Source organism: Frigoribacterium sp. MEB024, assembly GCF_000878135.1.
Taxonomy (GTDB): domain Bacteria; phylum Actinomycetota; class Actinomycetes; order Actinomycetales; family Microbacteriaceae; genus Frigoribacterium.
The window spans coordinates 162,267-175,523 of sequence record NZ_JXQZ01000032.1 but is presented as its reverse complement, the minus strand read 5'-3'; the positions used below and the strand labels follow the sequence as shown (position 1 = coordinate 175,523).

Annotated in this window: 11 protein-coding genes; 2 read left to right on the top strand and 9 right to left on the bottom strand. The window is 67.8% G+C overall.

The window, feature by feature from the left end:
- Nucleotides 1–336: 336 nt before the first annotated feature.
- The 5 genes from SZ60_RS07755 to SZ60_RS07735 all read right to left on the bottom strand — a co-directional run bounded on the left by SZ60_RS07755 (nt 337) and on the right by SZ60_RS07735 (nt 5,532).
- The gene (locus SZ60_RS07755; RefSeq protein ID WP_043594938.1) at nt 337–753 is read right to left on the bottom strand and encodes a cytochrome c oxidase subunit 4; all 417 of its coding nucleotides are present in this window, start codon (nt 751–753) and stop codon (nt 337–339) included.
- A gap of 5 nt (nt 754–758) precedes the next feature.
- Entirely contained in the window at nt 759–2,504 is a 1,746-nt protein-coding gene (ctaD, locus tag SZ60_RS07750; RefSeq protein ID WP_082059957.1) for a cytochrome c oxidase subunit I, read from the bottom strand.
- Between the two features lie 11 nt (nt 2,505–2,515).
- A complete protein-coding gene (coxB, locus tag SZ60_RS07745; RefSeq protein WP_082059956.1) occupies nt 2,516–3,373 on the bottom strand; it encodes a cytochrome c oxidase subunit II in 858 nt (285 codons plus the stop codon).
- Between the two features lie 247 nt (nt 3,374–3,620).
- Nucleotides 3,621–3,983, bottom strand: a complete 363-nt coding sequence (gene erpA, locus SZ60_RS07740) for an iron-sulfur cluster insertion protein ErpA (RefSeq protein ID WP_043594936.1) — start codon at nt 3,981–3,983, stop codon at nt 3,621–3,623.
- A 133-nt stretch (nt 3,984–4,116) separates the two neighbouring features.
- Nucleotides 4,117–5,532 carry a dipeptidase gene (locus SZ60_RS07735; RefSeq protein ID WP_043594935.1) on the bottom strand — a complete coding sequence of 472 codons (1,416 nt, stop codon included), beginning with the start codon at nt 5,530–5,532 and terminating at the stop codon, nt 4,117–4,119.
- A 41-nt stretch (nt 5,533–5,573) separates the two neighbouring features.
- Here SZ60_RS07735 and SZ60_RS07730 point away from each other — a divergent pair, with 41 nt between their 5' ends.
- Complete coding sequence (locus tag SZ60_RS07730; protein WP_043594934.1) at nt 5,574–6,152, top strand: DUF3043 domain-containing protein; 579 nt, start codon at nt 5,574–5,576, stop codon at nt 6,150–6,152.
- Nucleotides 6,153–6,236: 84 nt separating this feature from the next.
- On the opposite strand, the gene SZ60_RS07725 is transcribed toward SZ60_RS07730, so the two are convergent.
- From SZ60_RS07725 to hisD, 3 genes are all read right to left on the bottom strand, one after another.
- On the bottom strand, nt 6,237–7,289 hold the full coding sequence (locus SZ60_RS07725; protein ID WP_255349706.1) for a quinone-dependent dihydroorotate dehydrogenase: 1,053 nt from the start codon (nt 7,287–7,289) through the stop codon (nt 6,237–6,239).
- A complete protein-coding gene (gene nrdR / locus SZ60_RS07720; RefSeq protein WP_043594933.1) occupies nt 7,286–7,768 on the bottom strand; it encodes a transcriptional regulator NrdR in 483 nt (160 codons plus the stop codon). The genes SZ60_RS07725 and nrdR overlap by 4 nt, the downstream gene beginning before the upstream one ends.
- Nucleotides 7,769–7,851: 83 nt before the next feature.
- Nucleotides 7,852–9,162 (bottom strand): histidinol dehydrogenase, encoded by a 1,311-nt coding sequence (gene hisD / locus SZ60_RS07715; RefSeq protein WP_043594932.1) that lies wholly within the window; start codon nt 9,160–9,162, stop codon nt 7,852–7,854.
- A gap of 33 nt (nt 9,163–9,195) precedes the next feature.
- On the opposite strand from hisD, the gene SZ60_RS07710 reads away from it, so the two are divergent.
- On the top strand, nt 9,196–9,714 hold the full coding sequence (locus SZ60_RS07710; RefSeq protein ID WP_043594931.1) for a flavin reductase family protein: 519 nt from the start codon (nt 9,196–9,198) through the stop codon (nt 9,712–9,714).
- Nucleotides 9,715–9,789: 75 nt separating this feature from the next.
- Here SZ60_RS07710 and dnaE read toward each other — a convergent pair whose 3' ends face one another.
- On the bottom strand, nt 9,790–13,254 hold the full coding sequence (dnaE, locus tag SZ60_RS07705; RefSeq protein WP_043595066.1) for a DNA polymerase III subunit alpha: 3,465 nt from the start codon (nt 13,252–13,254) through the stop codon (nt 9,790–9,792).
- Nucleotides 13,255–13,257: the final 3 nt, after the last annotated feature.

The following is a 13,257-nucleotide window of genomic DNA, read 5'->3' as shown; positions in this document are numbered from 1 at the left end:
GCTCTCCGTCGCGGTGCGATCTGGCTCTCCCTGATCCCCTGTCCAGGGCATTGAGAGAGGAAGAACCGGCCGCAGCGCCTCCTGCTGCCGTCATCAAGGTTGTCCAGACCCGCGCCACCAATCGTTCTCGCGGACCGACCACCGGTCGTGGGGCCGACGTCGTGAAACCGCAAGATTCATGAACGGCGGCCGGCGACGCTTCCTCGAGGATGCTGCCGTGCTGAGACTCGCGCCAGAAGAGATACGTGAGGTGCCGGGCGCCAGACGCCAGCTGCCAGACGACGAAGGGCGCCGGTCCGAAGACCGACGCCCTTCCCGCTCGAACGAGCAGACGAACTAGTGTGCGAAGTTGCCGCGGTAGTACTCGTAGACCCAGCCGACGAGAGCCACGGCCGTCAGAGCGGCACCGATGTAGATGATCCACATGCCCGCGGCCAGCGCCAGGAAAATGAGGCTGCAACCAGCAGCGAGGATGATGGGCCACCACGACCACGGGCTGAAGAAGCCCATCTCGGGGTCACCGTCGTCGATGTTGGCGTCCAGACGGTCTTCAGGGAGCTCGCCCCCCTGAGTGGCGTGCGAGCGACCCATGTAGAACGCCAGGAAGGCCCCCAGCATGCCGGCGAGACCGATGCCGAGCGTGCCCGCCCATTCGACCTGACCGGTGTCGAGCAGGCTCCACAGCACGTAGACCGCGCACATGAGGAAGAAGAAGATCGCGAGGATCCAGAACAGCGTCGCGTTGGTCTTCATCGGTGCTACTTCACTTTCTCGCTGGACGCATCGTACGTGGGGGCGTCAGGTGCGTCCTTCACGGGCCCGATGCCGACGGGCAGTCCGGCTTCGGGGTGGTTCAGGTCGAATGCCGGCGACTCGGAACGGATGCGAGGGATGGACGTGAAGTTGTGTCGCGGCGGGGGGCAGGAGGTCGCCCACTCGAGCGAGCGTGAGTAACCCCACGGGTCGTTGACCTCGACCTTGGGCGCTCGACGAGCCGTGATGTACACGTTGTAGAGGAACGGCAGGATCGAGACGCCGAGCAACATGGCCCCGATGGTCGAAAGCTGGTTCATCCACGTGAAGTGGTCTTCGGGCTGGTACGTGGCGTAGCGGCGGGGCATGCCCATGACGCCGAGCCAGTGCTGCACGAGGAACGTCGTGTGGAATCCGACGAACAGCATCCAGAAGTGGATCTTCCCGAGACGCTCGTTGAGCATCTTGCCCGTCCACTTCGGCCACCAGAAGTAGAAGCCGGAGAACATCGCGAAGACCACGGTGCCGAAGACCACGTAGTGGAAGTGCGCCACGACGAAGTACGTGTCGGACACGTGGAAGTCGAGTGGCGGCGACGCCAGGATGACACCGGTGAGACCACCGAAGGTGAAGGTGATCAGGAACCCGATCGCCCAGAGCATCGGCGTCTCGAAGGTCACCGAGCCACGCCACATCGTGCCGATCCAGTTGAAGATCTTCACACCGGTGGGCACCGCGATGAGCATGGTCATCAGGGAGAAGAACGGCAGGAGGACGGAGCCGGTGACGTACATGTGGTGGGCCCACACCGTCACGGACAGGGCCGCGATCGAGATGGTGGCGTAGACGAGCGTCTTGTACCCGAAGATCGGCTTGCGGCTGAAGACCGGGAACACCTCGGACACGATGCCGAAGAACGGCAGGGCGATGATGTAGACCTCGGGGTGGCCGAAGAACCAGAACAGGTGCTGCCAGAGGATGGCACCGCCGTTGGCGGGGTTGAAGACCTGGGCGTCGAAGACGCGGTCGAATCCGAGTCCGAAGAGAGCAGCAGCCAACACAGGGAAGGCCATGATCACGAGGATCGAGGTGATCAGGGTGTTCCAGGTGAAGATGGGCATGCGCCACATGGTCATGCCCGGGGCACGCATCGAGACGATCGTGGTGATGAAGTTGACCGAACCGAGGATCGTGCTGAAGCCGGTGAGGCCCAGACCGAACACCCAGAGGTTTCCACCCAGCCCGGGTGAGAACGTCGTGTCGCTCAGAGGTGCGTAGGCGAACCAGCCGAACGAGGCAGCGCCCTGCGGGGTGAGGAAGCCGGCGACGGCGATGATCGAGCCGAAGGAGTACAGCCAGAAGGCGAAGCCGTTCAGACGGGGGAACGCGACGTCCGGCGCCCCGATCTGGAGCGGCATCAGGACGTTCGCGAAGCCGGAGAACAGCGGGGTCGCGAACATGAGCAGCATGATCGTGCCGTGCATCGTGAAGAGCTGGTTGTACTGCTCTTTGGTGGCGACGATCTCGAGGCCGGGGGCGAAGAGCTGCGCGCGGATGATCAGCGCCATGACGCCGCCGAGGCAGAAGAAGAGGAACGACGTGATCAGGTACATGTACCCGATGGTCTTGTGGTCGGTCGACGTGATCCAGTTGACGACGACGTTGCCCTTGCGGCCGACCTTCGATGCACCGAAGTTCTGACCGGACGAGGTCCCACCGGTGGTGGGGCGGGTGGCGGTGGCTGAGCTCATCGAACCGTGCCTTACTTCTCGGAGTCTTCGGTGCCGGCGGCGTTGGCAGGTGCCTCGGTGCCCGGCTGGTTGGTGTTGGTGTTGTACTGGTCGCCCAAGAGGCCGGTGTTTCCCTCGGCGTCGAGCGTCTGCAGGTACTGGTCGTACTCGGACTGCGACACGACCTTGACGTTGAAGAGCATCAGCGAGTGGTACTCGCCGCACAACTCAGCGCATTTTCCGCTGAACGTGCCTTCTTTCTCGGGCGTGAAGTACATCGAGTTGGTCTTGCCGGGGATCGTGTCCTTCTTGTAGAGGAAGTCGATGATCCAGAAGGAGTGGGCCACGTCGCGCGACTTGAGGTCGATCTGCACGGTCTTGCCGACGGGGAGGTAGAGCTCGGGGAGCTGGCTCTCGTCGATCGTGCCGTCACCCAGCTCTTGCGCCTGGATGCCCTGGTAGTAGACGCTCTCGTCTTCGTTCTGCTGGTCGATGTAGTTGAAGTCCCAGGCCCAGCGTTTGGCGTAGACGTCGATCTTCACGTCAGGGCTCGCGGTGGGCGCCTCGATGGCGGCCTGGTCGCGGGCGGTGAAGGCGAAGAAGCCCAGCACGAGGATCAGGGGCACGACCGTGTAGAAGATCTCGATCGGCATGTTGTAGCGGAGCTGTACGGGCAGGCCCGTCTGGCCCTTGCGCCGGCGGTACGCCACGCACACCCAGATGATCAGGCCCCACACGATGACGCCGACGATCAACAGCACGATCCACGAAGTGACCCAGAGGCCGATGACGCGGTCCACGTGGTTGGTCGTGCCCGCGGTGGTGGGCAGCCACCCCTGCAGCTGGTCGGTGGTGCACCCCGCTAGCACGAGAGCCAGGACGACTGCCATGGGGGCGGCAGCCCAACGAAGACGGCGGTTAGAACGCACTGTTACCTCTCGGATGACACGACAGTGGGGGGTGTTCCCAGTGTTGACGGGGACCTGCCTAGCTTACTCGCAGGTTCGACCCCCCAGCGCACGGCACGCGCCGGAAGCCTCTCGACGTCGAGCGAGAACGCCCCCCGGACATGCGGGAGGGGACCACCCTCGCGGATGATCCCCTCTCGACCGACGACCGGGAGCCGTCACGCGACGATCAGTGGAAGCTGTCGCCGCAGGCGCAGCTGCCCTGCGCGTTGGGGTTGTCGATGGTGAACCCCTGCTTCTGGATGGTGTCCTCGAAGTCGATGGCCGCACCGTCGAGGTAGGGAACGCTCATCTTGTCGACGATGACCTCGACGCCGTCGAAGTCGACGGTCGCGTCGCCGTCGAGCATGCGCTCGTCGAAGTACAGCTGGTAGATGAGCCCCGAGCAGCCGCCGGGCTGGACCGCCACGCGGAGGCGCAGGTCGTCCCGGCCTTCTTGCGTCAGCAGGCTCTTCACCTTGTCCGCGGCGGTGGACGTGATGGTCACGCCGTGCGCCTTCGCGTCGACGGGAGCGGTTGCGATGTCGGTCATGGTGCCTCCTTCGGGCCGGGTCGAGTGCGGGGCACTCGTCGTCGACCAGTGTAAGCAGCCGTGGGCCGGTTTTGTTCCGGACCCGCGCCTCCCCCGCTCGACAACGGTTCCGAGGAGGCGCGGGTCGCGCCGGTCAGCCCCTCGCGTCGAGGCGCGCCAGCAGGATCGCTTCGCTGAGGATGGCCCGATGCAGCACGCCGAGGTGTTGCGATTCGTTCGGGCTGTGCGCCCGGGTGTCGGGGTCCTCGACGCCGGTCACGAGGATCTGCGCCTCGGGGAAGGTCCGGACGAGGTCGGCGATGAACGGGATCGATCCGCCGATGCCCGTCTGGACCGGCGCCTCGCCCCAGCCCTCGGTCATCGCGACGGTGGCGTCGGCGATGGCGGTGCCGGTGGTGTCCACCAGGAACGGATCACCCTGGTCGACGTCGTCGATCTGCACGTGGGCGCCGAACGGTGCGTGTGCCCGCAGGTGCGCCTCCAGGGCGGCGTAGGCGTCCTCGGCGGTCTGCCCGGGAGCGATGCGGGCGCTGATGCGGACCGACACCTCGGGGCTCAGCGTGTTGGAGGCGTTGGCGACCGACGGTGCATCGATGCCGGTCACGGTGATCGACGGCTGCGACCACACCCGACTCAGGATCGGACCGCGGCCGATGGGGGTCACGCCCTCGAGCAGCCCGCTCTCGTCCCGCAGCTTCTGCTCGCTCTGCTCGGGGTGATCGGCCTCGCGACTCGTCAGCCCGGCCACGGCCACGCTGCCGTCGTCGTCGTGCAGGGTCGCGAGCAGCTTCACCATCGCCAGCATGGCGTCGGGGACCGCCCCGCCGAGCATGCCGGAGTGGGACGCGTGGGCCAGGGTGCGGACGGTGAGGCGGAAGGTCACGTTGCCGCGCAGGCCGACGGTGATGGCGGGCACCGTCGTGCTCCAGTTGTCGGAGTCCGCCACGACGATCACGTCCGCACGCAGCTCGTCCTCGTGCTGCACGAGGAAGTCGGCGAAGGAGCGGGAACCGAACTCCTCCTCGCCCTCGATGAACAACGAGACGCCGACGCCGAGGTCGTCCCCCATCACCTCGTGCACCGCGCGGAGGGCCGCCACGTGCGTCATCACGCCGGCCTTGTCGTCGGAGGCCCCACGCCCGTACAGCCGGTCGCCCTTGACCGTCGGCTCGAACGGAGGGGTGTCCCAGTCGGCGTCGTCGCCCTGCGGCTGCACGTCGTGGTGCGCGTACAGGAGGATGGTCGGCTTGCCGTCGCGAGCCGCACGGCGGGCGAGCACGGCGGGCTGGCCGAGGGTGCCGGTGCCACCGATGGGGGCCCTGCTCACGGCCACCTGGTCGAAGAGGCCCGTGCCCTCGACCAGGGCGGCGACCGCGTCGGCGCTGCGTCGCACCTGCTCGGGGTCGAAGGCGTCCCACGAGACGGAGGGGATGCGCACGAGGGCGCCGAGGTCGGCGATCGTCGCGGGCAGACCCGCGTGCACGGCCTCCGCGAGTTCGCTGACAGTACGGGGATCGGTCGGTCGGACGGGATGCTGCGAGTCGCTCATGCAGGTAATCTTAGGAACTCGGACAACCCTGAGGATCTCCCGTGGCCAAGCCAGACAGCAAGACGACCGAGACGACCACCGTCGCCGAGCCCGAGTCGACCGCGGTCGGCAAGGGTCGCCCGACGCCCACGCGACGCGAGCGCGAGGCCGCCAACCAGAGGCCCCTCGTCGCCTCGGGCAAAGAAGCCCAGAAGGCACAGCGGGCCCGTCTCGCCGAGCAGCGTGACCGTGCCCGCGTCGGCCTCGCGAACGGCGAGGAACGATTCCTGCCCGACCGCGACAAGGGCCCGCAGCGTCGCTTCATCCGTGACCACGTCGACGCCCGCTTCAGTGTGGGCGAGGCCATGATCCCGATCATGGTCGTCGTCATCGCGATGACGCTCGTGCAGTCGGCCGCCATCCAGTCGATCACGCTGCTCGTGCTCTGGGGGTTCTTCGCCCTCGCCGTCGTCGACTGCCTCATCGTCGGTCGCAGCGTCAACCGCAAGCTCGCCGCCAAGTACGGCGCCGAGAACGTCCGCAAGGGCAACCGCTGGTACGCCGCCATGCGCGCGATGCAGCTCAAGCCCATGCGCCTGCCCAAGCCGCAGGTCAAGCGCGGCGACTACCCCACCGCCTAGGCGCGTCACCCCGGACGACGAACGGCGTCACCCCTGGTGGGTGACGCCGTTTCGCGGTCTCGGCCTCGTCGGCGCGAGATCTCGTCAGGCCGAGGGTCGACGTCGCCGCAGGGCGACGAGCCCTCGGTTGACCTGGCGCGCCCAGAGCGGCCCGCGGTAGAGGAAGGCCGTGTAGCCCTGCACCAACGTGGCCCCGGCGCGCAGTCGTTCGTCGACGTCCTCGGCGCTCGATACGCCCCCGACGGAGATGACGCACGTCTCGCTCGGGACGGACTCCCGGACGAGCCTCAAGACCTCGAGGGATCGCGTGGCGAGCGGCGCACCCGAGAGGCCACCGGCTCCCGCGGCCTCGACCACGGACCCGTCGGTGACGAGGCCCTCTCGCGACACTGTCGTGTTGGTGGCGATCACGCCCGCCAGGCCGAGCTCGGTGACGAGGGCACCGATCCGACGGACCCCCTCGTCGTCGAGGTCGGGTGCGATCTTGACCAGCACGGGGGTGTTCCCCGCGGCGTCGCGGACGGCCTCGAGGAGCGGGGCGAGCCTGTCGAGCTCTTGCAGCCCCCGGAGTCCGGGTGTGTTGGGCGAACTGACGTTCACCGCGAGGTAATCGGCGAGAGGAGCCAGGAGGCGCGTGCTGGCCAGGTAGTCGTCGATCGCGTCGTCGACGTCCACGACGCGACTCTTCCCGATGTTCACGCCGATGACGGGCCGTGACGGAGCCGATCGTGCCCGGCTGAGTTCGAGGGCCGCCGCGTGGGCGCCGGAGTTGTTGAACCCCATGCGATTCACGACGGCGAGGTCGGGGACGAGCCGGAAGAGCCGAGGGCGGTCGTTGCCGGACTGTGGCCGAGCCGTCACCGTGCCCACCTCGACGTGCCCGAACCCGAGGGCGCCGAGACCGGCGATGCCCTTGGCGTCCTTGTCGAAGCCTGCCGCGACGCCGAAGGGGGAGGCGAAGTGGAGTCCGAGCGCCTCGACGGCGAGGGACGGCGCCGGGGCCGTCAGGCGTCCGACGACGCCGGCCAGGCCCACCTTGGGGATCGCCTTGATGACCCGGAAGGCGAGATGGTGGGCGTCCTCGGGGTCCATCTTGGCGAAGACGACGTCGAAGAGGACGCGGTACGGGGTCCTCACTCGTCGGCCGACCGGGTGGGGAGGGGACGGGACGCGTGCTCTTCGCGCAGTTGACCGATCGAGGCCTCGAAGTCCTCGAGCGAGTCGAAGGCCTGGTAGACGCTGGCGAAACGCAGGTAAGCCACCTCGTCGAGGTCGCGGAGCGGAGGCAGGATGGCCAGACCGATGTCGTTGGCCTCGATCTGCGACGCACCGCTCGCCCGGACGGCCTCCTCGACCTTCTGCGCCAGGACGGCGAGGTCCCCGTCGGTCACCGGGCGCCCCTGGCAGGCCTTGCGAACGCCCGAGATGATCTTGTCGCGACTGAACGGTTCGAGGACGCCGTTGCGCTTCACCACGTTGAGGCTCGCGGTCTCGGTCGTGCTGAACCGACGACCGCAGTTCGGGCACTGCCTGCGACGACGGATCGACGTGCCGTCGTCACTGGTGCGGGAATCGACGACTCGGGAGTCGGGGTGGCGGCAGAAGGGGCAGAACATGGTGCGGCCAGATTATCGGACGCCGGGGGCGACGTCGGACGCCCGGGCCACCCGGGTGCCCGCCCGCGGGGACCGTGCCCGGTTCAGGGGCGCGACAGCCTGGCCGCGACGGCCTCGCCGTGGGCGGGCAGCAGCTCGGCGTTCGAGAGCGCCACGAGCCGCTCAGCCACGACACCGAGGGCTTCGGCGTCGTATCGGACGATCTGCTGGGGTCGGAGGAACGTGAACGCGCCGAGCCCGGACGAGAAGCGTGATTGCCCGCTGGTGGGCAGGACGTGGTTCGAACCGGCGAGGTAGTCACCCAGGCTGACGGGCGTGTCCGGCCCCACGAAGATCGCGCCGGCGTCGGTGATGTCGGCCAGGATGGCGTCGTCGTCGCGGGTCTGCACCTCGAGATGCTCCGGCCCGTAGGCGTTGCTGAACGCGGCGGCCTGCCGGAGGTCGTCGACCAGGACCACCGCCGACTGGCGACCGGAGAGGGCGGTCCGGACTCGCGCGGCGCTCAGGGTGCGGGGCACGAGCCGGGTCAGTTCGGCGACGACGGCCTCGCCGAAGGCGGCCGAGTCCGTCACGAGGACGGCCGAGGCCTCCTCGTCGTGCTCGGCCTGGCTGATGAGGTCGACGGCGACCAACGTGGCGTCCGCCGAATCGTCGGCGATGACGAGGATCTCGGTCGCGCCGGCCACCGAATCGATGCCGACCCGACCGCGCACGAGCTGCTTCGCAGCGGCGACGAAGTTGTTGCCGGGGCCCGTGATGACCTGGACCGGCTCGAGCTCGAGCTCGGGCACGCCGTAGGCGAGCGCACCGATCGCCCCGGCACCACCGATGGCGTACACCTCGTTGACTCCCAGCAGGCCGGCGGCACCCAGGATGACGGGGTGGACTCCCCCGCCGTGTTCGCGCTGCGCGGGCGACACGAGGGCGATCGACGACACCCCCGCCACCTGTGCGGGGACGACGTTCATGACGACGCTGGAGGGATACACGGCCTTGCCGCCGGGGACGTAGACCCCGGCGCGTGTGACGGGCTGCCACCGCTGCTCGATGACCGCGCCCGGCGCGGGTCGGGTCGTGGTCGGCGACGGGACCTGGGCGCGGCTGGCCTGCGTGACGCGCGCGATCGACTCGACCAGCGCCTCCTTGACCAGGGGGTCGAGGGCCGCGACGGCGTCGTCGATGGTCTGCGTCGCGACGCGGAGGGTGTCGGGGCGGACGCCGTCGAAACGTGCCGCCTGATCACGAAGGGCAGCGGCACCCCGCTCGCGGACGTCGTCGACGAGACGCCGGGCGGCGTCCGTCGCGGCCCCGACGTCGGCGTGGGACCGCGGGACGAGGTCGAGCAGCTGGGCGTGGGTCGGCGCGAGACCGCGCAGATCTGTGGTCTGGATCATGGCCCGTCCAGCCTAGTCAGTAGGGTCGGGAGCATGACGGACGACAACGCGACGACTTCGCGGCCCGACGGCTCCCTCGAGGCGTTCAAGGACGCCTTCCGACGCCACGCCGCCGGCGTCGCGATCGTGACGGCGCGTGACGGCGAAGGCACCCCGGTCGGGTTCACGGCCACGTCGCTGGCGTCCCTGGCCGCCGTGCCGCCGCTCGCGACCTTCAACATGGCCAGGACGGCGAGTTCATGGCCTGCCCTCACGGAGACGGACCAGGTGATCGTGCACCTGCTCGGCCTACGGAACCGGGACCTCGCCCACCGCATGGCGGGTCCCGCCGCCGAGCGCTTCGCCGGTGACCACTGGACCGACGGGCCGAACGGGGTGCCGCTGCTGACGGGCGTCACCGCGTGGATGACCGGGACGATCATCGAGCGGCTACCCGTCCACGGCAACGCCGTCGTGGTCGTGCGCATCGGGACGGGCGGCGTGGGCGAGGACGACGACGCCTTGCTGTACCACGACCGCCGCTACCTGAGACCCGTGCACCTCGAGGGCTGACACCGGGCTCACCTCGCGTCGACAGGTGGGTGCCGAACACCTGACCCGACTCAGCCGGGCCGGGTGCCGGCCACCTCAGACGAGGCAGCCGGGACCCAACAGACTCTTCAGTTCGCCGAACAGGTCGGCCGTGACGTCGACCGGCATGGGGATCTCGAACACGCGGGCGGCCTCGCCCTTGACGAGTCGGAGGCGGACCTCGGTGCCGCCGGAGTGACGGCCGAGCACCGCCGCCAGCTCGGTGACCGTGTCGTGCGTGGCCCGATGCTCGGGCATCTGCAGGAGCAACGGCCCGTGGTTCACGCCGACGCCCAGGTCGGGCATGAACATGCTCGCGGCGTGCATGTTCATGCCGTCGTCGCGGACGCTCACCCGGCCCTTGAGCACGACGATGGAGTCACCGACGAGCGACGGACCGAACTCTTGGTAGGTCTTGCCGAGGAACATGGCCGAGATCTCGCCCCCGAAGTCCTCGACGGTGATGATGCCGTAGGGATTGCCCGAGTTGCGAGCCACGCGGTGCTGCACGCTGGTGATGAGGCCTGCGATCGTCACCGTCTCGCCGTCGATCGTCGCGGGGTCGCTCGCCAGGATGTCGGTGACCGTCGTCTGCGCGTGCTTCGCCAGGGGTAGCTCGAGGCCCGCGAGCGGGTGGTCGGAGACGTAGAGGCCCAGCATGTCGCGCTCGAACGCCAGTTTGTCTCGCTTCGACCACTCGGGACGTTCGGGCACGTGCTGGACGTCCTGCGGCTCGTCCCACAAGGAGTCGAAGTCGAAGCCGACCTGCCCGTTCGCCTCGGCCCGCTTCTCGCTGACCGCGGCCTCGACGGCGGACTCGTGGATCTCGACGAGAGCACGCCGTGTGGACCCCAGCGAGTCGAATGCTCCTGCCTTGACGAGCGACTCGACCGTCCGCTTGTTCGCCACGGGGAGCGGCACCTTGCGCAGGAAGTCGTGGAACGAGGTGAACGCACCCTCTTTCTTGCGCGCCGCGATCACGTGATCGACCACGTTGAAGCCGACGTTGCGCACGGCACCCATGCCGAAACGGATGTCGTCGCCGACGGCCGCGAAGAACCCGATCGATTCGTTGACGTCGGGCGGCAGCACCTTGATTCCCATGCGGCGGCACTCGTTGAGGTAGAGGCCCAGCTTGTCGCGGGAGTCCCCGGTGCTGGTGAGCAGGGCGGCCATGTACTCGGCCGGGTAGTGGGCCTTGAGGTAGGCCGTCCAGTACGACACCACGCCGTACGCCGCCGAGTGCGCCTTGTTGAAGGCGTAGTCGGAGAAGGGCAACAGGATGTCCCAGAGCATCTTCACGGCATCGGGCGAGAAACCATTGTCGAACATGCCCTTCTCGAACCCGGCGTACTGCTTGTCGAGCTCGGACTTCTTCTTCTTGCCCATGGCGCGTCGGAGGATGTCGGCCTGGCCCAACGAGAAGCCGGCCACCTTCTGCGCGATGGCCATGACCTGCTCTTGGTAGATGATCAGGCCGTAGCTGGTCGACAGGATCTCTTTGAGCGGCTCTTCCAGCTCGGGATGGATCGGGGTGATGTCTTGCGCGCCGTTCTTCCGCAAGGCGTAGTTCGTGTGCGAGTTGGCGCCCATGGGGCCCGGTCGGTAGAGCGCGATGACGGCGGAGATGTCTTCGAAGTTGTCGGGCTTCATCAGCCGGAGGAGCCCACGCATGGGCCCGCCGTCGAGTTGGAACACCCCGAGGGTGTCGCCGCGCCCGAGCAGTTCGTACGCGCCCCGGTCGTCGAGCTCGAGGTCTTCGAGCACGAGGTCGAAGCCTCGGTTCGTCTTGATGTTGTCGAGGGCGTCGTTGATGATCGTGAGGTTTCGCAACCCCAGGAAGTCCATCTTGATGAGGCCCAGGGACTCGCAGGCCGGGTAGTCGAACTGCGTGACGATCTGACCGTCTTGCTCGCGCTTCATGATCGGGATGATGTCGATGAGCGGATCGCTCGACATGATGACGCCGGCGGCGTGCACACCCCACTGGCGTTTCAGCCCCTCGAGGCCGAGCGCCGTGTCGAAGACGGTCTTGGCCTCGGGGTCGGACTCGACGACGGTCCGGATGTCGCCGGCCTCTTTGTAGCGCTCGTGCTGCTTGTCGAAGATGCCCGTGAGAGGGATGTCCTTGCCCATCACGGCCGGGGGCATGGCCTTGGTGAGCTTCTCACCCATGCCGAAGGGGAACCCGAGCACTCGAGAGCTGTCTTTCAAGGCCTGCTTCGCCTTGATGGTGCCGTACGTGACGATCTGCGCGACACGCTCGTCGCCGTACTTCTCGGTGACGTACTGGATCACCTCGCCGCGACGACGGTCGTCGAAGTCGACGTCGAAGTCGGGCATGGAGACGCGGTCGGGGTTGAGGAACCGCTCGAAGATGAGACCGTGGCGCAGCGGATCGAGGTCGGTGATCCGCATGGCGTAGGCGGCCATCGAGCCCGCACCGGAGCCACGGCCCGGCCCGACCCGGATGCCGTTCTCCTTCGACCAGTTGATGAAGTCTGCGACCACGAGGAAGTAGCCGGGGAAACCCATGCCGGTGATGACGCCGATCTCGTACTCGGCCTGCTTGCGCACCTCGTCGGGGATTCCCGCCGGGTAGCGGTACACGAGTCCCTTCTCGACCTCTTTGATGAACCAGGTCTCTTCGGTCTCGCCTTCGGGCACCGGGTACCGGGGCATGTAGTTGGCCGAGGTGTTGAACTGCACGTCGCACCGCTCGGCGATGAGCAGGGTGTTGTCGCACGCCTCAGGATGGTCGCGGAACAGGTGTCGCATCTGCTGTGCCGACTTCAGGTAGAACTCGTCGGCGTCGAACTTGAAGCGGTTCGGGTCGTTCAGCGTCGAGCCGGACTGGACGCAGAGGAGCGCCGCGTGGCTGGTGGCGTCGTGCTCGTGCGTGTAGTGGAGGTCGTTCGTCGCGACCAGCGGAAGGTCGAGGTCTTTCGCCAGGCGCAGCAGGTCACCCATGATCTGCCGCTCGATGCCCAGCCCGTGGTCCATGATCTCGGCGAAGTAGTTCTCGCGGCCGAAGATGTCACGGAAGTCGGAAGCCGCCTTGAGCGCCTCGTCGTACTGGCCGAGCCGCAGGCGGGTCTGCACCTCGCCGCTCGGGCAGCCGGTCGTGGCGATGAGGCCCTCGGAGTACTGCGACAGCAGCTCGCGGTCCATGCGGGGCTTGAAGTAGTAGCCCTCGAGCGATGCCCGGGACGAGAGGCGGAACAGGTTGTGCATGCCCGTGGTGTTCTCGGACAGCAGCGTCATGTGCGTGTACGCACCGGAGCCCGACACGTCGTCGCGTCCGCCGTCACCCCACCGCACGCGCGTCTTGTCACCCCGGTGCGTCCCCGGTGTGATGTAGGCCTCGGTGCCGATGATGGGCTTGACGCCCGCCTCGGTCGCGGTCTTCCAGAAGTCGTACGCGCCGAACACGTTGCCGTGGTCGGTGACCGCCACCGCGGGCATTCCCTGCGCCGCCGCCTCGGTGACCAGCGGTTTGACCCGAGCCGCACCGTCGAGCATCGA

What these genes read in the sequence shown, in the direction of transcription:
- SZ60_RS07755 (WP_043594938.1), bottom strand. Translation starts at nt 753, where the DNA reads ATGAAGACCAACGCGACGCTGTTCTGGATCCTCGCGATCTTCTTCTTC.
- ctaD (WP_082059957.1), bottom strand. Translation starts at nt 2,504, where the DNA reads ATGAGCTCAGCCACCGCCACCCGCCCCACCACCGGTGGGACCTCGTCC.
- coxB (WP_082059956.1), bottom strand. Translation starts at nt 3,373, where the DNA reads ATGGCAGTCGTCCTGGCTCTCGTGCTAGCGGGGTGCACCACCGACCAG.
- erpA (WP_043594936.1), bottom strand. Translation starts at nt 3,983, where the DNA reads ATGACCGACATCGCAACCGCTCCCGTCGACGCGAAGGCGCACGGCGTG.
- SZ60_RS07735 (WP_043594935.1), bottom strand. Translation starts at nt 5,532, where the DNA reads ATGAGCGACTCGCAGCATCCCGTCCGACCGACCGATCCCCGTACTGTC.
- nrdR (WP_043594933.1), bottom strand. Translation starts at nt 7,768, where the DNA reads ATGTTCTGCCCCTTCTGCCGCCACCCCGACTCCCGAGTCGTCGATTCC.
- hisD (WP_043594932.1), bottom strand. Translation starts at nt 9,162, where the DNA reads ATGATCCAGACCACAGATCTGCGCGGTCTCGCGCCGACCCACGCCCAG.
- SZ60_RS07710 (WP_043594931.1), top strand. Translation starts at nt 9,196, where the DNA reads ATGACGGACGACAACGCGACGACTTCGCGGCCCGACGGCTCCCTCGAG.
- dnaE (WP_043595066.1), bottom strand. Translation starts at nt 13,254, where the DNA reads ATGCTCGACGGTGCGGCTCGGGTCAAACCGCTGGTCACCGAGGCGGCG.